The organism is Bhargavaea sp. CC-171006 (assembly GCF_009761675.1).
Classification (GTDB): domain Bacteria; phylum Bacillota; class Bacilli; order Bacillales_A; family Planococcaceae; genus Bhargavaea; species Bhargavaea changchunensis.
Genome location: NZ_QUZH01000002.1, coordinates 51,171 through 72,380, shown reverse-complemented (window position 1 = coordinate 72,380; position 21,210 = coordinate 51,171). Strand labels below are relative to the sequence as shown.

At 54.3% G+C, this 21,210-nt stretch carries 21 protein-coding genes and 1 tRNA gene; 1 reads left to right on the top strand and 21 read right to left on the bottom strand.

Annotated elements, in window-relative coordinates; translation table 11 throughout:
* From DZC51_RS00370 to DZC51_RS00295, 16 genes are all read right to left on the bottom strand, one after another.
* Positions 1–831 carry a cytochrome c biogenesis protein gene (locus DZC51_RS00370; protein WP_157293374.1) on the bottom strand — a complete coding sequence of 277 codons (831 nt, stop codon included), beginning with the start codon at positions 829–831 and terminating at the stop codon, positions 1–3.
* Between the two features lie 85 nt (positions 832–916).
* Positions 917–2,278, bottom strand: a complete 1,362-nt coding sequence (gene hemA / locus DZC51_RS00365) for a glutamyl-tRNA reductase (protein WP_157293386.1) — start codon at positions 2,276–2,278, stop codon at positions 917–919.
* Positions 2,279–2,729: 451 nt separating this feature from the next.
* Positions 2,730–3,314, bottom strand: a complete 585-nt coding sequence (gene yihA, locus DZC51_RS00360; RefSeq protein ID WP_157293373.1) for a ribosome biogenesis GTP-binding protein YihA/YsxC — start codon at positions 3,312–3,314, stop codon at positions 2,730–2,732.
* Positions 3,311–5,635: an endopeptidase La gene (gene lon / locus DZC51_RS00355; protein ID WP_157293372.1), complete on the bottom strand. Its 2,325-nt coding sequence runs from the start codon at positions 5,633–5,635 to the stop codon at positions 3,311–3,313. Before lon ends, yihA begins: the two co-directional genes overlap by 4 nt.
* A 123-nt stretch (positions 5,636–5,758) precedes the next feature.
* A complete protein-coding gene (gene clpX, locus DZC51_RS00350; RefSeq protein WP_157293371.1) occupies positions 5,759–7,030 on the bottom strand; it encodes an ATP-dependent protease ATP-binding subunit ClpX in 1,272 nt (423 codons plus the stop codon).
* 166 nt (positions 7,031–7,196) lie between these two features.
* Positions 7,197–8,483 carry a trigger factor gene (gene tig / locus DZC51_RS00345; RefSeq protein WP_157293370.1) on the bottom strand — a complete coding sequence of 429 codons (1,287 nt, stop codon included), beginning with the start codon at positions 8,481–8,483 and terminating at the stop codon, positions 7,197–7,199.
* A 101-nt stretch (positions 8,484–8,584) separates the two neighbouring features.
* Positions 8,585–9,562, bottom strand: a complete 978-nt coding sequence (locus DZC51_RS00340; protein ID WP_157293369.1) for a tetratricopeptide repeat protein — start codon at positions 9,560–9,562, stop codon at positions 8,585–8,587.
* Positions 9,563–9,707: 145 nt separating this feature from the next.
* Positions 9,708–9,781 (bottom strand) — tRNA-Arg (locus DZC51_RS00335).
* Positions 9,782–9,839: 58 nt separating this feature from the next.
* Complete coding sequence (locus DZC51_RS00330; RefSeq protein ID WP_157293368.1) at positions 9,840–10,361, bottom strand: metallophosphoesterase; 522 nt, start codon at positions 10,359–10,361, stop codon at positions 9,840–9,842.
* On the bottom strand, positions 10,358–10,963 hold the full coding sequence (locus tag DZC51_RS00325) for an XTP/dITP diphosphatase (RefSeq protein WP_157293367.1): 606 nt from the start codon (positions 10,961–10,963) through the stop codon (positions 10,358–10,360). Before DZC51_RS00325 ends, DZC51_RS00330 begins: the two co-directional genes overlap by 4 nt.
* A gap of 106 nt (positions 10,964–11,069) precedes the next feature.
* Positions 11,070–11,564 (bottom strand): MarR family winged helix-turn-helix transcriptional regulator, encoded by a 495-nt coding sequence (locus DZC51_RS00320; protein WP_157293366.1) that lies wholly within the window; start codon positions 11,562–11,564, stop codon positions 11,070–11,072.
* A gap of 70 nt (positions 11,565–11,634) precedes the next feature.
* Complete coding sequence (locus DZC51_RS00315; protein ID WP_157293365.1) at positions 11,635–11,859, bottom strand: helix-turn-helix domain-containing protein; 225 nt, start codon at positions 11,857–11,859, stop codon at positions 11,635–11,637.
* Positions 11,860–11,946: 87 nt separating this feature from the next.
* Positions 11,947–12,405 carry an acyl-CoA thioesterase gene (locus DZC51_RS00310; protein WP_157293364.1) on the bottom strand — a complete coding sequence of 153 codons (459 nt, stop codon included), beginning with the start codon at positions 12,403–12,405 and terminating at the stop codon, positions 11,947–11,949.
* A 206-nt stretch (positions 12,406–12,611) separates the two neighbouring features.
* Positions 12,612–13,412 (bottom strand): succinate dehydrogenase iron-sulfur subunit, encoded by an 801-nt coding sequence (gene sdhB / locus DZC51_RS00305; protein ID WP_157293363.1) that lies wholly within the window; start codon positions 13,410–13,412, stop codon positions 12,612–12,614.
* Positions 13,413–13,437: 25 nt separating this feature from the next.
* Entirely contained in the window at positions 13,438–15,189 is a 1,752-nt protein-coding gene (gene sdhA, locus DZC51_RS00300) for a succinate dehydrogenase flavoprotein subunit (protein ID WP_157293362.1), read from the bottom strand.
* 53 nt (positions 15,190–15,242) lie between these two features.
* Positions 15,243–15,848, bottom strand: coding sequence for a succinate dehydrogenase cytochrome b558 subunit (locus DZC51_RS00295; RefSeq protein WP_157293361.1), 606 nt, complete (start codon positions 15,846–15,848; stop codon positions 15,243–15,245).
* A 243-nt stretch (positions 15,849–16,091) separates the two neighbouring features.
* On the opposite strand from DZC51_RS00295, the gene DZC51_RS00290 reads away from it, so the two are divergent.
* A complete protein-coding gene (locus DZC51_RS00290) occupies positions 16,092–16,508 on the top strand; it encodes a DUF2507 domain-containing protein (RefSeq protein ID WP_157293360.1) in 417 nt (138 codons plus the stop codon).
* 141 nt (positions 16,509–16,649) lie between these two features.
* Here the strand turns inward: DZC51_RS00290 and DZC51_RS00285 are convergent, their stop codons facing one another.
* The 5 genes from DZC51_RS00285 to DZC51_RS00265 all read right to left on the bottom strand — a co-directional run bounded on the left by DZC51_RS00285 (position 16,650) and on the right by DZC51_RS00265 (position 21,203).
* The gene (locus tag DZC51_RS00285) at positions 16,650–17,021 is read right to left on the bottom strand and encodes a DnaJ family domain-containing protein (RefSeq protein WP_157293359.1); all 372 of its coding nucleotides are present in this window, start codon (positions 17,019–17,021) and stop codon (positions 16,650–16,652) included.
* Positions 17,022–17,033: 12 nt separating this feature from the next.
* On the bottom strand, positions 17,034–18,848 hold the full coding sequence (gene uvrC / locus DZC51_RS00280; protein ID WP_157293358.1) for an excinuclease ABC subunit UvrC: 1,815 nt from the start codon (positions 18,846–18,848) through the stop codon (positions 17,034–17,036).
* A 60-nt stretch (positions 18,849–18,908) separates the two neighbouring features.
* The gene (gene trxA / locus DZC51_RS00275) at positions 18,909–19,223 is read right to left on the bottom strand and encodes a thioredoxin (protein WP_008301163.1); all 315 of its coding nucleotides are present in this window, start codon (positions 19,221–19,223) and stop codon (positions 18,909–18,911) included.
* Between the two features lie 193 nt (positions 19,224–19,416).
* Complete coding sequence (locus DZC51_RS00270; RefSeq protein ID WP_157293357.1) at positions 19,417–20,394, bottom strand: electron transfer flavoprotein subunit alpha/FixB family protein; 978 nt, start codon at positions 20,392–20,394, stop codon at positions 19,417–19,419.
* A 35-nt stretch (positions 20,395–20,429) separates the two neighbouring features.
* Complete coding sequence (locus DZC51_RS00265) at positions 20,430–21,203, bottom strand: electron transfer flavoprotein subunit beta/FixA family protein (protein ID WP_157293356.1); 774 nt, start codon at positions 21,201–21,203, stop codon at positions 20,430–20,432.
* Positions 21,204–21,210: the final 7 nt, after the last annotated feature.

Here is a 21,210-nt window from a genome sequence, read left to right as displayed (position 1 = left end):
TCAATACCAGAAATGAAACATGGATAACCTGCTGACGAGCAGGAAGTTCACGATTACCGCAAGAAATGCCAGGATATGGCCCCACGCGATATCAGGCCCGTTCAGCTTGCCGCGGTTCTGCAGGACGAGCAGAACACAATAGATGACGAGCAGCAGGAATGACCCGATGATCTTAGGGTCCCATAAAGGAAACGGCCCCGCTGCGATCACAGCCCATTGCAGCCCGAGAATCAGGCTGACCAATAGGACAGGCACCCCGATGACAACCGAAATCGTCATCGCCCGAATCGCCTGATCAAGGGAAGGAAGCCTGCCCCATTGCCCGTCCCATTTTTTCTTTTTCAGAGAACGGTACAGCAACAGATATAGAATCGCAAAAACGAAAGACAGTGAAAAAGCCGTATATGAGATCATCGCGGCCGTAATGTGAATAAACAGCAGCTCCGAGATCAGTGTCTCTCCGACCGCGCTGCCGGGAGTTCCCGCTTCACCGAAGGCCGTGATGACGACAGCCGCAAAGCCGATCACATTCAGGAAGAACACTGCGAAATCCGCCTTCCTGAAAAAGTGGACGACGAGCGACATCGTAATGAGCAGCCATGCATAAAAATTGATGCCTTCCGAAAGGCTGAGCACCGGAAATCGCTGCTCCTCTATGATATTTCCAACAAGGAACGCAGTTTGCATGATCCAGACGGCGGAGAGCGTGTAGAAGGCCGCCTTCCTCGCCTTTGGCTGGCTGTTCAGGAAGTCAATAAAATAAAACACAAGGCTGGCCGCATAGAGGACGACCATGACCTCATGCAATCTTATCAGTCCGATTTCGGTCATTGAAACCCTCTGCTTTCTTATTAAAAAAGAGCGTTTCCGCGTCTATAGTGTATCACATAGATGCGGAAACGCCCTTTAAAAACAATCAGTGAGCCGGTGACGGTTTCATGGCGGCAAGGCTGGCTTCCTTAGCCCGCTTTTCCTTCGAACGGGCTGCCGTTTCTGCGCGCTCCTCTTCCACGGCTTCTTCGATTCCGAAGATTCGCTGGAACAGTTCAAGCTGCCGTGCGGCATCTTGTGAACCCGCAATTTCCTTTGCCTGCAGGATCGGTTCCTTCAGCATCTGGTTGATGATCGATTTTGTGTGCTTGCTGAGGACTTTCTTTTCCCGCTCGGTCAGCTCCGGCATTTTGTTGAGGATGCTTTCCATCGTTTCTTCCTGGATTGAGAGCGCCTTCTTGCGCAAAGCCGAGATGACAGGGACGACGCCAAGCGTGGTCATCCAGTCGTCGAACGAGACAATTTCCGCTTCGATCATGTCCATGATCTTGTCTGCGGCCCTGCGGCGTTCGGCGAGATTGGCTTCGACGATTCCATGAAGGTCATCAATGTCGTAAAGGAAGACGTTCGGCAGGTCGCCGATTTTCGGATCGAGATCCCGCGGAACCGCGATATCAACCATGAAGAGCGGCTTGCCCTTGCGGAACTTCTCGACGTATTCCATCATGCCGTGGTCGATGACGAAATCTTTTGCACCGGTGGAACTGATCACGATGTCCGCTTCAAGCAGAGCGCACTGAAGTTCGTTCATCGGCTTGGCCGTTCCGTTGAACTTTGCGGCCATCGCTTCCGCCTTGCTGAACGTCCGGTTAAGGACGGTCACTTTGCCGACTCCGCCCCCGTGGAGGTTCTGAATGGCGAGCTCGCCCATTTTCCCCGCGCCTACAATGACGACATGCTTGCGGTTCAGCGAACCGAAGATTTTCTTGCCGAGTTCGACAGCGGCATAAGAGACGGAAACGGCGTTTTCGCCGATTTCCGTTTCGGAGTGGCCGCGCTTTGCATTGGTGATCGCCCGCTTGAACAGCTCGTTGAAGACCGTGCCGGTCGTGCCGAATTCCTGGCCGATCAGGAAGCTGGAGCGTACTTGGCCCAGTATCTGGGTTTCCCCGAGCACCATCGAGTCAAGGCCCGCTGCGACCCTGAACAGGTGGCGCATCGCTTCATCCTGCTCTTCGATGACCAGGTACCGTTCGATGTCTTCGATCTCCATCCCGAACCATTTTGCAAGGAACCGTTTGACGTAATAACGGACGGTATGGAGCTGATCCCCGACGGCATAGATCTCGGTGCGGTTGCATGTCGAGACGATGACGTTCTCCAGGATGCTTTTTTCATTCTGCAGCGCCTGCATGGCAGCGGGAAGGTCGGACTCCGGGAAGCTGAGCCGTTCCCTGAGCTCGACAGGCGCCGTCCGGTGGTTTACACCGACGACAATTGTATACATAAAGGTGTCACACCTCTCACGTTCTTTCATTCACGGCTCCCATTATATCACGTTCCGACAGGATCTGACCGGCGCAATTGTGAACAAGCCATGAAAGCCACTTTATAATAATTACAAAGTAAGTATAGCAAAAGGCGGCCGTTGAATCAAAGGGCGTGCCTGATGTAAATAAAGGATATGGTTGTCTATAAACATCCGGCAGAGAACTTAAACCTGCCGGCGCGCTGCACTCACATTCCCGATCCTTGCTTTTCAATGTATCAATGTATGCCGGAAGGGATTCATGCATTCGATTGGCATGGCTTTACAGAAATAATCCAAATTTCCGCTGCGGGCTTTCGTCATTCAGCACCGTCTTTTCATCATTCCCGCAACCGGTCTCATCATTCACTTCCCTGCAAGAAAAAAGCAGCGCCATCCCCATCCGGGACCGGCGCCGCTCTTTTCATATTCATCTCATGCGTTCCTCAAGTACCGCCCAAGCTTCTTCCTTACCCTGTCCGGTTTCGGAGGAGAACAGGATCAGCGGATCGCCTTCTTCGAGGTCAAGGGCTTCTTTGATGATTTTCCGGTGCTTCTGCAGTTTGCTTCTCGGGATCTTGTCAGCCTTCGTGGCTACAATAATCGTCGGCAGATTGTAGTGCTTCAGGAAATCATACATGAGGATATCGTCCTCTGTCGGCGGGTGGCGGAGATCGATCAGCTGGATGACGGATTTAAGCTGTTCACGGCCCGTCATATAACGCTCGATCATCTTGCCCCACACCTCCCGCTCGGACTTGGATACTTTCGCGTAGCCGTAGCCCGGAACGTCGACGAAATAGAAGGACTCCTCAATCTTGTAGAAGTTCAAGGTTTGCGTCTTGCCCGGCTTTGAAGATGTGCGGGCAAGACTTTTGCGGCCGATCATCTTGTTGATGAACGATGATTTACCGACATTCGACCTGCCGGCCAGCGCGAATTCCGGGTAGCCCTCGTCGGGATACTGTTCCGGTTTGACGGCGCTTATGGTGATTTCGGCATGGTTTACTTTCATTTGCGTTCCTCCTCCAGTGCGATTTGCAGCACTTCCGTCACGTTGTTGACAGGATGGAACGTCAGCTCTTCACGGACCGTATCTGGAATGTCTTCAATATCCCGTTCGTTGTCCGCTGGGATGATGATGGTCGTCAGTCCCGCGCGGTGCGCGCTTAATGTCTTTTCTTTCAGTCCGCCAATAGGCAGCACTCGGCCACGGAGCGTGATTTCGCCCGTCATGCCGACTTCCCGCCGTACGGGACGCTTTGTCAATGCCGACACGAGCGCAGTCGCAATCGTGATGCCGGCCGACGGCCCGTCTTTCGGAACGGCTCCTTCCGGTACGTGGATGTGGATATCGGTATCTTCATGGAAAGCAGGATCGATGCTGAGTTCCTCAGCGTGTGACCGCACATACGATAGCGCCGTCTGGGCAGATTCCTTCATGACATCGCCCAGCTTGCCTGTCAGGATCAGATGGCCCTTGCCCGCGGATAGGGAAACTTCGATCTGGAGCGTGTCCCCTCCGACGGTCGTGTATGCCAGTCCCGTTGCGGCTCCGACCTGATTTTCCAGTTCGGCCATACCGTAGCGGAACTTCGGCTTGCCGAGCATGTCCGTGACCACCTTTGGTGATACCTGGACACGCTTATTCTTACCGGAGATGATCCGTTTTACCGCTTTGCGCGCGATGGCGGCAATCTGCCGTTCGAGCGATCGGACACCGGCTTCCCGCGTATAGTACTGGATCAAATAGAGGAAAGCCTCGTCCGAGATGCGGAGCTGCGCCTTCGTGAGGCCGTGGCGCTCCAGTTGTCTCGGATACAGATGATTTTTGGCGATCAGCTGTTTTTCCAGCTCGGTATAGCCCGGTATCGTAATGATTTCCATGCGGTCGCGAAGCGGTCCCGGAATCATGCTGAGATCGTTCGCCGTGGCGATGAACATCACCTTGGACAGGTCGAAAGTTTCTTCAATATAGTGGTCACTGAAGTTGTGGTTCTGTTCAGGATCGAGTACTTCGAGCATCGCGGAAGACGGATCTCCCCGGAAATCGTTTGACATTTTGTCGATTTCGTCAAGCAGGAAGACCGGATTGATCGTGCCTGCTTTCCTCATACCCTGGATGATCCGTCCGGGCATTGCGCCGATATAAGTCCGGCGGTGGCCGCGGATTTCGGATTCATCCCTCACGCCTCCAAGCGCAATCCGCACGAACTTCCGCCCGAGTGATTCGGCAATGGAACGGGCGAGCGACGTCTTGCCGACCCCCGGCGGCCCGGCAAGGCAAAGAATCGGCCCGCGGAGCGAACCGGTCATCTGCTGGACGGCCAGGTATTCGAGAATCCGCTCCTTGACCTGCTCCAGGCCATCGTGTTCACGGTTCAGAATCCTTTCGGCACGGTTCAGGTCGAGGCGGTCCTCTGTTTCCTCGGACCACGGAAGCGCAAGCAACCAGTCAATATAGCTCCGGATCACGCCGCTTTCCGCAGCAGCGGAAGGAAGGCGCTCATAGCGGTCGAGCTCGCGAAGCGCTGCGGTCAGGGCGTGCTTCGGCATGCCGGATTCCAGGATCCGCTCACGCAGTTCCGCCGCTTCCCCGCCTTTGCCGTCAGCATCGCCAAGTTCTGTCTGGATCGCCTTCATCTGCTCACGCAGGTAAAACTCTTTCTGTGTCTTTTCCATTGCTTCTTTGACGCGCTTATTGATCTTCTTCTCCAGGCTGAGTACTTCCTGCTCATTGAGAAGCCGGCTGATCAGAGATTCGATCCTTTCCTTCACGTTGAACAGTTCCAGCACTTCCTGCTTGCCGGCCACTTTCAACGGTAGATTTGCCGCCACCATATCGGCAAGTCGGCCGGGCTCGGATATATCCGCCACCGATTCATACGTTTCATCTGTGACTTTATTGGAGAGCTTGGAATATTTCTTGAACTGCTCGAGCAAAGACCGCATCAGTGCCTCGTGCTCGATATCCGCTTCCATATCCGGTTCGATCACTTCAATGTCGGCTGTCGAAAAGGTTTCCCCGTCATCCAGGGCAATCAGTTTCGCACGGTCCAGTCCCTCGATCAGCACCCTCATCGTCCCGTTCGGGAGCTTGACCGTCTGCTTCACTTCAGCAAGCGTCCCGACTTCGTACAGTTCTTCAAGCGTCGGCTGTTCAACGGAAATATCACGCTGGGAAACGAGGAAGATCTTATTTTCTTCCACGATGGCCTGCTCGATCGCTGCCATCGACCGTTCACGGCCTACGTCGATATGGAGCACCATTTTTGGAAACACCAGCATCCCGCGCAAAGGCAGGTATGGGATGCGGTTCAGTTTAGTTGTCGGCATTCGGAGTCACCTCCATGTATTCATGTCCGTTTCCGGACGGGTTAAAACGCATCAGGTGCGAAAAGAGCCGGCATCCGCCCGCGCCGTTCAGACGGCAGAAGGATGCCGGCTCTTCCTGTTGGATCAAGCCGATGTCTTTTCGTTATCAGAATCGTTGTCGATCGGATCTCCATTCTCATCCAGGAGAAGCGGAGACGCCCCGCCGGTGACAGCTTCCTTCGTGATGATGCAGTCGAGCACATCCTCACGGGAAGGCAGGTCATACATGACATCGAGCATGATTTTCTCGATGATTGACCGCAGTCCCCTTGCGCCTGTCTTGCGCTCGATCGCCTCGGCGGCAATGGCACGGAGTGCTTCCTCTTCGAAGGTCAGGCGGACACCGTCCAGCTCGAGCATCTTCTGATATTGCTTGACGACCGCATTCTTCGGTCCTGTAAGAATCTGGACAAGCGTGTCTTCATCCAACTGCTCCAGGCTCGCAAGAACAGGCAGGCGCCCGATAAACTCGGGGATCAGGCCGAAACGGAGCAGATCTTCCGGAATCAGGCGGGAAAGAAGGGATACTTCTTCGTCCGCATTTTCCTTTTCGGATCCGAAACCGATGACCTTCTTGCCGATCCGGCGCTTGATGATATCTTCGATGCCATCGAACGCACCACCCACGATAAACAGGACATTCGTCGTATCGATCTGGATGAATTCCTGGTGCGGGTGCTTGCGGCCGCCCTGAGGAGGGACACTTGCAACCGTACCTTCAAGAATTTTCAGAAGCGCCTGCTGTACGCCTTCGCCCGATACGTCGCGTGTGATCGACGGGTTCTCGGACTTCCGGGCAACCTTATCAATCTCGTCGATGTAGATGATGCCTTTTTCGGCTCGCTCGACATCGTAGTCCGCGGATTGGATCAGCTTCAGCAAGATGTTCTCGACGTCTTCGCCGACATAGCCGGCTTCTGTCAGGGATGTGGCATCCGCCATGGCGAACGGCACATCGAGAATGCGTGCCAGCGTCTGGGCAAGCAGGGTCTTACCGCTTCCCGTAGGCCCGATGAGCACGATATTGGATTTTGCCAATTCCACATCATCAATCTTGGAGTTGGAATTGACGCGTTTGTAGTGGTTGTAGACTGCGACGGACAGCGCCTTTTTCGCGCGGTCCTGCCCGATCACGTATTCGTCGAGGATCGTCTGGATATCGCGCGGTTTCGGTACATCCTTCAGCTCGAATCCTTCTTCGGTGCCGACTTCCTCTTCGACGATTTCAGAGCAGAGCTCGATGCACTCGTCACAGATATAGACACCCGGACCTGCAACCAGCTTGCGGACCTGTTCCTGTGGTTTGCCGCAGAAGGAGCAGTTCAGGTTTTCATTTTCATCGTTGAATTTAAACACAGTCGTTCACCCCTATTCAAGTGACAATCTTACAAGATTGCCTAATCATTGGCAAACATTTCGTCCCGGTCAAGCGTGGCACGAAAAATCCCTTCAATGTATGAAAGAAGGCGCTGGAGTCAACCGGCGCCTGATTCTTTCAATTTTGCCCTGGGGGCTGAGGTTATTATTCGCTGATTTTCGCGTTTTCGACGAGGAACTCGATCGTTTTCTTGAAGCGGATATCATTTTCGAGCATTTCCGTGCCGCCGAGGATCTGCTTGATCTGCTCAGTGTCCATGTTGAACTGGCCGGACATCGTCTGGAGCTCTTCCTGGATATCTTCTTCGCCGACCGTTACGCCTTCCGCTTCCGCGATGGCTTCGAGGACGAGGGATACGCGTACGCGTGTTTCCGCATCTTCCTTCATCTGTGCGCGGAGTGCCGCTTCGTCCTGGCCGGAGAACTGGTAGTAAAGGTCGAGTGTCATGCCCTGCTGCTGAAGGCGCTGGCCGAATTCCTGGACCATGCGGTCGACTTCGCTCTCGACCATCACTTCAGGGATTTCGATTTCAGCGTTTTTCGCAGCCTGTTCGACCAGTTCGTCACGGAGTGCCGCTTCGGAAGCGTCTTTTTTCTCCTGGGCAGTCTGTTCTTTCAGTTTGCTGCGCAGCTCGTCGAGGCTTTCGACTTCGCTGTCGATTTCTTTTGCAAACTCATCGTCGAGTTCAGGAAGTTCACGTGCCTTTACTTCGTGGACCGTGACTTTGAACGTTGCCGGCTTGCCTGCAAGCTCTGCTGCATGATATTCCTCAGGGAAGGAAACTTCCACGTCTTTGGAATCGCCCGCTTTTACGCCGACCAGCTGCTCTTCGAAGCCTGGGATGAAGTTTCCGGATCCGAGCTCAAGCTCGTAGCCTTCCGCTTTTCCGCCTTCGAATGCTTCGCCGTCCGTGAAGCCTTCGAAATCGAGGACAACTGTATCGCCTTCGGCTGCCGCCTCATCTTCTTTGATGACGAATTCGGCATTGCCCTGGCGGCGGTCGTTCAGCTGCTCTTCGATTTCTTCGTCAGTGACAGCTGTGTCCTGGCGCTCGACTTCGAGGCCTTTGTATTCGCCAAGTTTGACTTCAGGCTTGACCGTTACGTTAGCCGTGAAGACGACAGGCTTGCCCTGTTCAATCTCTTCAACATTGATTTCCGGCTGTGCCACCGGAGAAATGTCTGCTTCGTCGATTGCATTGGAGTATGCCTCAGGCAGGACTGCATCGATTGCATCCTGGTAGAGGGATTCAACGCCAAACATCTGCTCGAAGATTTTGCGCGGGACTTTTCCTTTGCGGAAGCCCGGTACGTTCACTTGCTTGACGACCTTTTTGAAAGCCTGGTCAAGCCCCTTGTTGAATGTCTCTGCAGGGACTTCAAACGTGAGGACTCCCTGGTTTCCTTCTTGCTTTTCCCAATTTACTGCCATGTTTACATACCTCCAGACGATATAATTCGCTTATCAGCGCTTGCGTTCACTGGTTTGACAACTTTCTCAGTATAGCACAGATGTGTCCATATTCAAGAATTTCATAGCTGCCGGCCGTTATGGAACAATTCGATTTTGTTGATGAGATCGATGACCGGATGTGCACCGGCATCAGTGCCGTCAAACAGGCTTTCGATATATGTATGGTACGCGTCGGCAACCTCCTCTGCGGACAGGCCCGGCCACTCGATTGGATAGGCTGTGAAACGGTAGGTGCGCAGAAGCTGGGCGGCGATCTGTTCTTTTGAAGGGTCCTGTGCGAACTGCTCTTTCAGGATGGCCTCCACCTTACCGGCCTTCTGCATATCCTCAGGCCCGGACAACTGTGACGGGACGACAGTTTCCTCCAAACCGAACTTCCTGACTGTCACCGGAGAAGAATATCCGATGCCTGCGAGAAGCACAAGCGAATAGGTTTTCAGGAGAGAAGACGCCTCTTCATGTGCCGCCAGCATTGCCAGGAATGCTCCCCATGCGGGCAGCTCATTGTCCGGCACCGACGAAAGGCGGCTGTGCTGTTCCCCTTCGGGCAGTGACAGGAAATCAGCCAGTTCCGGCGGTTCTTCGGGTGCTTCAGGCGGCTCGTCGTAGCGGTCAGTCAGTCTCCGGTTGAGTCCCTGGAGATAAAGGAACTTCTCCCGTCTGTCAGGCGGGATGATTCCCTCATCGAGCAGAGCGGAGATGGTGTCTTCCACTTCGTCGTAATCCCTCAGCTGGATACAGATGGACAGATAGAGCTCCATCGCCTCGATGTAGTTGGCGGGGCCTGCCTGCAAATAGCGGGTGGCTGCCTCTTTAGCTTCCGCATACTCCCTCAGTTCGTACAAGGAGACGGTCAGCGCACCGAGAAGGCTGGCATTGCCGCTTTCGTAGGAGAGGGCCTGGCGGATAAGCGGAGCTGCGTCGTCATACCGCTCTTCGGAAACGGCACGCAGCCCGTCACCCATCAGCCGTTCAAAGGTGCCCGGCATGACGATGACGTTGCCATGTTTTCTGAGCTGTCGCCTCTTCCTGCCCATGCGTCCCATCCCCCTCTCTTTGTCATCCATAATAGCATAGCCGCAGGAAGCTGTGCATATGCTTTTCCGCCCTATAAAATCTGTGCCCAAAGGACTCTGCGGCGTTGCGAAAATGAAAAAGCATCGCCCCCGGCGATGCTTTTGACGTCCCAGGAGGGATTCGAACCCCCGACCGACAGCTTAGAAGGCTGTTGCTCTATCCTACTGAGCTACTGGGACAAGGCAACCATGCGGCTGCGCAAGACAAAGATAATTATAGGTTCCCCGCTGCCGAAAGTCAACGGCGTTTCTGAAATTCCGGAAAGTCTGCAGAATCCGCTTCCGTCCCGTCCGTTTGCAGGAAGCTGACCGACACACCTTCCGCTTTTTCTTCGATCACTACGTAGGTGGCCGGGCGGCCGGGCGGAGGCCTGTGCGTGCTTCCCGGATTCACAAACAAAATCCCGTCATGCACTTCCGCCCCGTAAAGGTGGGTATGGCCGAACAGGACGATGTCCGCTCCGGCTTCCTCGGCCCTGTAGCGCAGCGGCAGCAGACCGGTCTTCACCCGATCCAGGTGGCCATGCGTGACGAGAACCTGAAAACTACCGCATTCCAGCATCCGGTTCTCGGGCAGCCCCTCCTGATCGCAGTTGCCTTTTACAGCGATCATCTCTCTAAGAAGCATATCTTCCGCCGAAAGCTCGCTGTCACCGCAGTGGACAAGGTAATCCGAACCCGATTGCTTGTCCAGAAACTGACGGACCGTCTCTTTGTCACCATGAGAATCGCTCATCACTGCAATGCGCCGGGCCGTCATTGCTTTTCACCAAACAATTCCCCTGCCTGTTCCTCGAGGCTCCGGATCGCTTCTCCTCTATGGGATACGACTGCTTTCTCTTCCGGCGTCAGCTGTGCCATGGTCCGCTCTTCCATTGGAACATAGAAGACGGGATCATAACCGAAGCCGTTCTCCCCTGCAGGAGTGCGGAGAATCCGCCCTTCGCATGCTCCCTCGAAAAAGCGGGTTTCCGTACCCGGTGCTGCGACCGCAAGTACACAGACAAAACGCGCAGTGCGTTCCTCATCCGGCACACCGGAAAGTTCCGCAAGCAGCTTTTCAATATTGCGCTCGTCCGTTGCCCCCTTACCGCTGTAGCGCGCTGAATAGACGCCCGGCTTCCCGCCCAGTGCATCCACTGCAAGGCCGCTGTCATCAGCAATCACCATTTTTCCAAGCTTTTCTGCAACAGTCTCAGCTTTCAGAGCCGCGTTTTCCCTGAACGTTGTGCCCGTTTCTTCAATTTCAAGTTCCGGCGCCACATCGTAGAGAGTGAGGACCTTGATTCCATAGGGTGATAAGAGCGCTTCAAAGTCCTTTGCTTTCCCTCGGTTTTTTGTTGCAATAATCACTTCGTTCATCCGTATCTGCTCCTTCCGCCCGGCAGTTGCCGTCTCCTCGTATCATAACCGTTTCAGGACAGCGAAAAACCCGAAGCGCTTCTGCTCCGGGCTTCATCAGCCGCCATCACTCTTTATTCTTCATATCCATTCTTCGCTTCCTGCCTTCCTTCATGCCGCTATGCAGCTTGGACAGCATGCCGGAAAGCCGGACGACTTCATCCGCCGAAAAATCGGACAGCACGGCCTGAAGGTCCTTCTGCCGTTTCTCGATGACTTCCTGGATAATGCGTTCCCCGTCCTCCAGCAGATGAATCCGGACGACTCGCCGGTCCTGTTCATCGCGGACCCGCTTCACAAGACGGTTCTTTTCCATTCTGTCTACGAGATCGGTCGTCGTCGAAAAGGCCAGATACATCTTATTCGACAGGTCTCCGATCGTCATGTCGCCGAGTTCAAGCAGCCATTGCAGTGCCACGAACTGCGGCGGGGTGATTGGATAATTATCAAGAATCTCCCGTCCGCTCTGTTTGATCAGCGCAGCGATATGACGCAGCTCCTTTTCGACGAAGGCGATTTCTTCCCCGTTATGCTGCAGGTCCTCTCCGTTCAAGCCAGCCATCAACTCACCACTCCCGAAACCGTTTGAATACTTATATTGTGAACGGTTTCTTGCGGAATGGCAAGTATATTTAGTCAAGCGAGAGTTCCGATAGCCGGAGAAGCTCGACAATTGCCTGAGCGCGTCCGGATACCCCAAGTTTCTGAATGGTGTTCGAAATATGATTCCGGACGGTCTTTTCGCTGATTCCCAGCTTGGCTGCAATTTCCTTCGTTGTCTGATCCTTCACCAGCAGCTGGAAAATCTCTCTTTCCCTTCCGGTAAGCAATGAACGATGATGCAGCTCATCCGCCACGTAGCGCCCCTCCCCTCAACTCTTCATCGTAGAGTATGAAGGGACGGGTCCGGCGGTGACGGCATTTGCCCGGCATTTAAAGGTTTATCACGATAAAGCCGAGGCGGCACCGATTGCATCCAGTGCTTTGTCCGACCACGGAAGCGGTTTGCCGGTTTTCCTGCTCACCTGGACAATCGTTCCCCGTCCGGTAAATGCCGGCTCCCCGTCCCGGTCGGTCGCTAGATAGTGGATATCCAGCGAAGTGCTGCCGACTCTGGCGGTTTTTACATGGATGTCCAGCTGTTCATCAAAGAATACCTGCTTCAGATAATCACACTGAAGGTCGGCAACAACCGTAATGGCCCCTTCATCCTCATCCAGCCAATTCTCCATAAGGCCGAGGTGTTTCAGGTACTCGATCCTTGCGTATTCAAAATAAGTGAAATTGACCGTATTGTTCAGATGACCGAACATATCCGTCTCGGAGAATCGGACAGTGACTGGTACCGAAAAGCTGAACCCCTTTTTCCATTCCTTAAAATCCCCGATGTATGATGCCCTCATGACCATTCCTCCCGCCAACTAAAATGAATGACTATTCATTCTTATATATTATCAGATGAGACAAATGTTGAGAAGGTGCACGGGCATGTTCCTACTATATAAAACTGCCTGCTCAGGTGACACGGCCGTTCAGGGGCTGATCTCTCTCTTCAATTAAAAAAATCCCCAGCGGACCGGACATACCGGTTCGCTGGGGACGGCGCAAATCAGTCGACCATGTGGTCGGAACCGAAGAAGCGCTTGAAGGAGTATACGGATGCTGCGCGGTTCATTGCAGCGATCGATGTCGTAAGCGGAATGCCTTTCGGGCAGGCGACTACGCAGTTCTGTGAGTTACCGCATTCTGCGAGTCCGCCGTCCTGCATCAGGGCATCCAGACGTTCGTCACGGTTCATCGCGCCAGTCGGATGAGCGTTGAACAGACGGACCTGGGAAATCAGCGCAGGGCCGATGAAGTTCGTCTTGTCGTTGACGTTCGGGCAAGCTTCAAGGCATACGCCGCAAGTCATGCACTTGGAAAGTTCATAAGCCCACTGGCGCTTGCGCTCAGGCATACGCGGGCCTTCGCCGAGGTCATACGTACCGTCGATCGGCACCCATGCCTTGACCTTCTTGAGCGAGTCGAACATGACTTCACGATCGACGACCAGGTCGCGGACGACCGGGAACGTGCGCATCGGCTCAAGTGTGATCGGCTGGGTCAGCTGGTCGACAAGCGCCGTACAAGACTGGCGCGGGCGGCCGTTGATGACCATCGAGCAGGCACCGCAGACTTCCTCGAGACAGTTCATTTCCCACTGGATCGGAGAAGTTTTCTTGCCTTCGGAGTTCACCGGGTTCCGGCGGATTTCCATGAGCGCCGAAATGACGTTCATGTTCTGGCGGTACGGGACATTAAACGTTTCCCAGTAAGGGCTCGATTCCGGGCTATCCTGACGCTGGATCTTAAACTGGACGGTCTTTGCGGCCGTCGCCTCATTCCGTTCCTTTACAGCATTTTCAGCCATTTTTATGCGTCTCCTTTCTCAGAGATCAATGCTTGGATGTATAGTCGCGCTTACGCGGCTTGATCAGGGAAACATCGACATCGGCATACTCGAACTTCGGTGCGTTGGCGGCACCGTTGAACGAAGCCATTGTCGTCTTCAGGAACTCTTCGTCGTTCCGCTCAGGGAAGTCCGGCTTAAAGTGCGCACCGCGGCTTTCGTCACGGTTAAGAGCTCCGATTGTGATGACCCGTGCCAGGTATAGCATGTTCTTGAGCTGGCGGGTAAATGCCGCACCCTGGTTGGACCAGCGGGACGTGTCGTTGACGTTGATGTTCTCGTAGCGCTCGAGAAGTTCTTGGATCTTGTAGTCCGTCTCCTGGAGCTTGTCGTTGAAGCGCACGACCGTAACGTTGTCCGTCATGATCTCGCCGAGTTCCTTGTGAAGGACGTAAGCATTTTCCGTGCCATCCATCTTCATGATGTTGTCCCACTTCTGCTCTTCGGACTTGACGACACCGTCAAACAGCGTGGACGACAGGTCCTCGGCGTGCTTGTCGAGGCCTTCCATGTACTTGACTGCGTTAGGGCCGGCAACCATGCCGCCGTAAATTGCGGACAGGAGGGAGTTTGCACCGAGGCGGTTTGCGCCGTGCATGGAGTAATCTGCCTCACCTGCAGCAAACAGTCCGGGAATGTTCGTCATCTGGTCGTAGTCTACCCAGAGGCCGCCCATCGAGTAATGGACTGCCGGGAAGATCTTCATCGGTACTTTGCGAGGATCGTCGCCCGTGAATTTCTCATAGATTTCGATGATTCCGCCGAGCTTGACATCCAGCTCATGCGCATCTTTATGAGAGAGGTCAAGGTAAACCATGTTCTCGCCATTGATACCGAGTTTCTGGTTGACGCAGACGTCGAAGATTTCACGTGTCGCGATGTCACGCGGCACGAGGTTTCCGTATGCCGGGTACTTTTCTTCGAGGAAGTACCAAGGCTTGCCGTCCTTGTAAGTCCAGACACGGCCGCCTTCACCGCGGGCGGACTCGGACATGAGACGGAGTTTGTCGTCTCCTGGGATTGCTGTCGGGTGAATCTGGATGAACTCGCCGTTCGCGTAAGTTGCGCCCTGCTGATAAGCGATTGCCGCAGCGGAACCAGTGTTGATGACGGAGTTTGTCGACTTGCCGAAGATGATTCCAGGTCCGCCGGTCGCCATGATGACGGCATCCGAGCGGAATGTCTGGATTTCCATTATTTTCAGGTTCTGAGCGGAGATTCCGCGGCAGACGCCTTCGTCGTCGAGAACGACTCCGAGAAACTCCCAGTTTTCATACTTCTTGACGAGGCCTTCCACTTCAAAGCGTCGGACCTGCTCGTCCAGCGCGTAAAGAAGCTGCTGGCCGGTCGTTGCTCCGGCAAATGCCGTACGGTGGTGGAGCGTTCCGCCGAAACGGCGGAAGTCAAGCAAACCTTCAGGGGTCCGGTTGAACATGACGCCCATCCGGTCCATCAGGTGGATGATTCCCGGTGCCGCTTCAGCCATCGCCTTGACAGGTGGCTGGTTCGCCAGGAAGTCACCGCCGTACACAGTGTCATCAAAGTGGATCATTGGGGAATCGCCTTCCCCTTTCGTGTTGACCGCACCATTGATGCCGCCCTGTGCACAGACGGAGTGGGAACGTTTTACAGGGACCAGGGAAAATAATTCGACGGGCGTGCCTGCTTCGGCAGCCTTAATCGTCGCCATCAGGCCGGCGAGGCCGCCGCCGACGACGATCAACTTGCTTTTCGCCATTCTATCTTTCACTCCTCAGTTAGATCAAAGTAGGTGACACGGGATGCCAGTCATCACACGAATGCGAAGATGGCACGGATGCCGATCACGGACAGGACGAGGAACAGACCCATCATGACAAACGTAGAGATGCGCTGCGAACGCGGAGACTGCGTGATGCCCCATGTGACGAGGAACGACCAGAAGCCGTTCGCCAAGTGGAACGTCGCGGAGACGATGCCGACCACGTAGAACGCGAGCATAAGAGGATTGGCGACGATGTCTGCCATCATGTCGAAGTCGACTTCTGCACCGAATGCCTTCTGGACACGCGTCTGCCAGATGTGCCAAGCGATGAAGATTACAAGGAATACACCTGTAATCCGCTGCAGGAAGAACATCCAGTTGCGATATGTACCGTAGCGGCTCGTGTTCGGCTTGGCGGTAAACGCGATATAAAGGCCGAAAAACGCGTGGAACATGAGCGGGATGTAGATGACGATCCACTCAAGCCAGAGAACGAAAGGCAGGTTGCCCATGAAGTCCGACGCCCTGTTGAATGCCTCAACCCCCTGTGTTGCAAAGTGGTTGATGATAAGGTGCTGCGTTAGGAACAGGCCGATCGGGAGAATCCCAAGCAGCGAATGCAGCCGGCGCAAGCCAAAATCAGAATCTCTCATGAAATCTTTTACCCCCCTTAGTACTGATAAACAGGCAGACAAGGATGCCCCCGCCTGCCGGCGGAAGCGTACATTGACTGCATATTTAATCATGTTTACAATATTTAAGACATGACCATTGTACTCCTCAAGTAGAGGGAAATCAAGGTGACGGTCACATTTTCGACAAAAGCCGCGTATGCGGTTCCCGGGCAGCTAAAAAAGCTTCCGGTCAAGTTTTTCCAATGGAAGAGGCGAGCATAAATGGAGTTGAAACCGGAAAATGCCGGAAAGGAAAACGAAAAACCGACAGAGTTCGGCTATACTCTTTTCCGCGATTATATTCTTCCATCAGTCCTTGGCAGACATGAGGATGAAATCCTGTACTGGGCCGGCAAGGAACTGGCATCCGAATTTCCCCTCTTTGATATGGATGAAGCTGCCGGTTTTTTCAATGAAGCGGGCTGGGGAATCCTCAGCATTGAATCGACCGGCAAAAGGGAGATCACTTATGAACTTAAACCCAATCCGGAACTGGTCAGGAAAGGCCGGCGCTGCTTTTCCGTCGAAGCCGGTTTTCTGGCGGGTCAGTATCAGAAAATCCACGACCGGATCACTGAGTGCCGGCCGGAGGCGGACCGGCGGCAAGGCATTGTCAAACTGACGTTGGCTTGGGAATAAGCACCCCGTTACTGTCCCATAAGTTCGGGGAGAAAATTGCAAACGGCACGGACTCTGGTCGCTTAACGCGGGCCGGTGTCCGTGCCGTTTGCTATTCCATTTGCCGAGTCCGGTTGCTCCGACAGCCCCACTTGGCTAAGGTCAGTCCCATTTCAGGCGGTCATTGACCTGCCGGCTGTATTGCCTGAACGCGGAACTGTTGGTGCGCACTCCCTTTTTTGAAAGCAGGCTATTCATCTTCCTCATCTGCTGGTTGTAGGCCTGCTCCAGCTCAGACTTATCCTCCTCGGGGGCACTCTTCAGCCTGCCGCCCAGTTCGGTCATTTCTCTCTGCACGAACATGGCTTCTTCATCGTAACCGCTGTTTTTCAGGATTCTGACCGCCATACGGATGTCGGCCGGCACATGTTCAAGTTCGTCCTTCGGCAACGGCTTGCCGGCGCCGGGAAGGTTATTGAACTTCCCTTCCTCCCGCGCCTTGAGGATGGCATCCTCGACGATTCTCCAGTTCATCCCGTTCCTCCTTTATTCGCCGGTACCGGATGTCTTTTCTTCTTTTGCCTTGTCCTGCTCCCTGAAATATTGCTGCACTGTTTCCGCGACGGATTGCGGAAGTCCCGCTTCCTTAAGTTCGTCCACGTCAGCAGCGCGGATCTTCTTGACCGATCCGAAATGACTGAGCAACTGGTTTTTCCGCTTTGCCCCGACTCCCGGAATCCCGTCCAGTGAGGAAGTGAGAGATTTCGCTCCCCTCCGCTGCCGGTGGAACGTGATGGCAAACCGGTGCACTTCGTCCTGGATCCGCTGGAGCAGGTAAAAGGCTTCGCCGGTCCGCTTAAGCGGAACAACTTCAGGCGGGTCCCCGTACAGGAGAAGCGCAGTCTGGTGCTTATCGTCCTTTGCGAGGCCGGCAACAGGGATGTCGAGACCGAGTTCGTCCTCTATGACTTCCTTTGCGGCGCTGATCTGACCTTTTCCTCCGTCGATGAGAACCAGATCCGGAAGTGGAAGATTGTCCCTCAGTACACGGACGTACCTTCTGCGGACCACTTCCCTCATCGCTCCATAGTCGTCATGGCGGGAAGCAGTCTTCGTCTTGTACTTCCGGTAACCTTTTTTATCGGGCCGGCCGTCGACGAACGTGACCATGGCGGACACCGCCTCAGCACCGAATGTATGGGAGTTGTCGAACGCTTCAATGCGGAGCGGCGTCGCGATGCCCATTGCTTCGCCGAGCTGTTCGGCGGCACCTACCGTCCTCTGCTCTCTGCGCTCGATCAGCTGGAACTTCTCGGAAAGTGCGATTTGCGCATTTTTCTCAGCAAGTTTAACCATGTCTTTTTTCTGTCCGCGCTGCGGCACCGTGACCTTTGCATCGAGCAGTTGGCTGACAATTTCCAGGTCCGTCCCTTCAGGGAAGAAAATTTCCTTTGGCTGAATATGCTCCGGCTTGTCATAGAATGACCCGATATACGTCAGGAATTCCTCCTCCGGATCGCGGTAGATCGGAAAAAGCGAAACATCCCTTTCAATCAGCTTGCCCTGCCGGATAAAGAATACCTGGACGCACATCCATCCTTTGTCGACTGCATAGCCGAACACGTCCCGGTCAGTCATATCTGTCGTCGTCATTTTCTGCTTTTCCATGACGGCTTCGATATTCGAGATCTGGTCACGGTATTCCTTCGCCCGTTCGAACTCCAGTTTTTCCGCCGCATCCTGCATCTTGCGGGACAGGTCATCCTTGACCTCCTTGTACCCGCCATTCAGGAACCTGGTGATGCCGGCCGTCATCTCACGGTATGTCTCCGGAGTGACCTCATTGACACATGGTGCCAGGCACTGACCGAGATGGTAATAGAGGCATACCCGGTCCGGAAGCGTGTTGCATTTCCGGAGCGGATAAATCCGGTCAAGCAGTTTTTTCGTCTCCTGCGCGGCATAGGCATTCGGATAAGGACCGAAGTACTTGCCCTTGTCTTTCTTGACTTTCCGCGTCACGATCAGGCGCGGATGCCGTTCGGCGGTCAGTTTGATATAGGGATAGGTTTTATCGTCCTTAAGCATGATATTGTACTTCGGATCATGCTTTTTGATCAGATTCAGCTCCAGGATGAGCGCTTCGATGTCAGAGGATGTGACGAAGTATTCAAAGTCCTCGATCTCGCTCACAAGCCGTTGCGTCTTGGCATCATGCGAACCGGTGAAATAGGAGCGGACACGATTCTTGAGTACTTTCGCCTTGCCGACATAGATAATGGTGCCCTGCCGGTCTTTCATGAGATAGCATCCCGGCTGGTCGGGCAAAATCGCCAGTTTCTGGCGGATTGTTTCATTCATATGGTTTCACCTGCCAAAAAAACCGGGCACCTCAGAGGGACCCGGTCAGCGTTCTTTTTGTTACGCGTGCTGCTCGATAAACTGGACAAGCTTTTCTTTCGGATTGAAACCGACGACTTTGTCGACGATTTCACCGTCTTTAAAGAGGACAAGTGTCGGGATCGACATGATGCCGTATTTTCCGGCTGTCTGCTGGTTTTCGTCCACATCGACTTTGACGATCTGAACTTTGTCGCCGATTTCTGCATCGACTTCTTCAAGTACAGGCGCGATCATCTTGCACGGTCCGCACCATGTTGCCCAGAAGTCGACGAGAACGAGCCCGTCGGATACTTTTGTTTGGAAATCTTGATCGGTTGCGTGTTGAATAGCCATTTGATTACCTCCTCATGATTAACCACTCTGGGCTAATTATAGCACCTGCCCGAATGGCCGGCGAATGTTCTGCCTGTTCGGCTAACCGCTTGATTTGATGCGGTTCCTTAACTGTCTACCCGCCCTGCAGAAATCTATTCTGGCGTGGCAACAGTAGCAGGGCTGCCCATTGAATCGGACAGCCCCGCAATGATCAGGCGTTGACCTTAAGCTGCTTGATCTCTTCGATCATCATCGGGATGACTTCGAAAAGATCCCCGACGATGCCGTAGTCCGCCACCTTGAAGATATTGGCTTCCGGGTCTTTGTTGATCGCGACGATCACTTTGGAGTTGGACATGCCGGCAAGGTGCTGGATGGCGCCGGAAATGCCTGCCGCGATGTAAAGGTCAGGCGTGACGACCTTTCCTGTCTGACCGATCTGAAGCGAGTAGTCACAGTAGTCGGCATCGCAGGCACCGCGGGATGCGCCGATTGCGCCGCCGAGAAGGTCCGCGAGCTCCTTGAGCGGCTCGAAGCCTTCAGGTCCCTTGACACCACGGCCACCTGCCACGATGACTTTCGCCTCTGACATGTCGACACCATCAGTCGCCTTCGTGACGACATCCTTCACGACGGAGCGCAGGTTCTGGATGTCTGCGCTGACTGTCGAGACATCGCCTGAGCGGCCGGCGTCCTGTTCAAGCGGCTCGATGTTGTTCGGGCGGACCGTGAAGAATACCGGGCCTTCGTTGATCTTGACCTTTTCAAACGCCTTGCCGGAATAGATCGGACGGATAAAGACGGCATCATCGCCCTCGCCCTCGATTTCCGTCACATCAGAGACCAGACCGCTCTGGAGCTTCGCCGCGATTTTCGGTGACAGGTCCTTGCCGAGCGCCGTATGGCCAAAGACGATCGCTTCAGGCTCTTCCTGGTCATGGACAGCCATGAATGCCTGGCCGTATCCGTCGGATGTATAATGCTTCAGATGCGGATGCTCAACCGCCACGACGCGGTCGGCTCCGTATTGGATCAGTTCCTGGCCGAGGTCCTGGACAGAATCCCCGATCAGGACACCGACGACCTCGCCATCGCCGGAAACCTTCTTGGCTGCTGCAATCGCTTCAAACGAGACGTTGCGCAGTGCACCGTCGCGTACTTCCCCTAGAACAATCACTTTTTTGGACATAGTTTACCCCTCCTGTATCGAATGTGCCGGTCGGCTCATATGACTTTCGCTTCGGTGCGGAGCAGTTGGACAAGCTCCTTGACCTGGTCCTGGAGGTCGCCCTCGAGAACACGGCCGGCCTGTTTTTCAGGCGGAAGGAAGACATCCACACGCTCAACCTTCACTTCGACATCGTCTTCTTCGAGATCGATATCGTCGAGTTCAAGCTCATCAAGCGGCTTCTTTTTCGCTTTCATGATCCCCGGCAGGGACGGATAGCGAGGATCGTTCAGACCCTGCTGGGCCGTGATGAGAAGCGGCATCTGGGCCTCGATCGTTTCAGAGTCGCCTTCAACATCGCGGATGACGGTCGCCTTGTCCCCGTCGATCTTCAGTTCTGTGATCGTCGTGACATAGTTGATGCCGAGAAGTTCAGCCACACGCGGGCCGACCTGTCCGGAACCGCCGTCGATCGCCACGTTGCCCGCCAGGATGAGATCCGCATCTTTATCCTTCAGGAATTCCGCAATGATCGTCGCTGCACCGAACTCGTCCAGCTCGTCGAGGTCGTCTTCAGTATTGATGAGCACCGCTTTATCGGCGCCCATGGCAAGAGCCGTGCGCAGTTGCTTTTCTGCTTCTTCGGAACCGATCGTAAGGACGGTCACTTCCCCGCCGTGCTCGTCGCGAACACGGATTGCTTCTTCCACTGCATATTCATCGTATGGATTGATGATGAATTCTGCGCCGTCCTCTGCGATTTCGCCGTTTTGGACGGAAATTCTCTCTTCCGTATCGAATGTGCGTTTCACCAGTGCGTAAATGTTCATCTTGCCA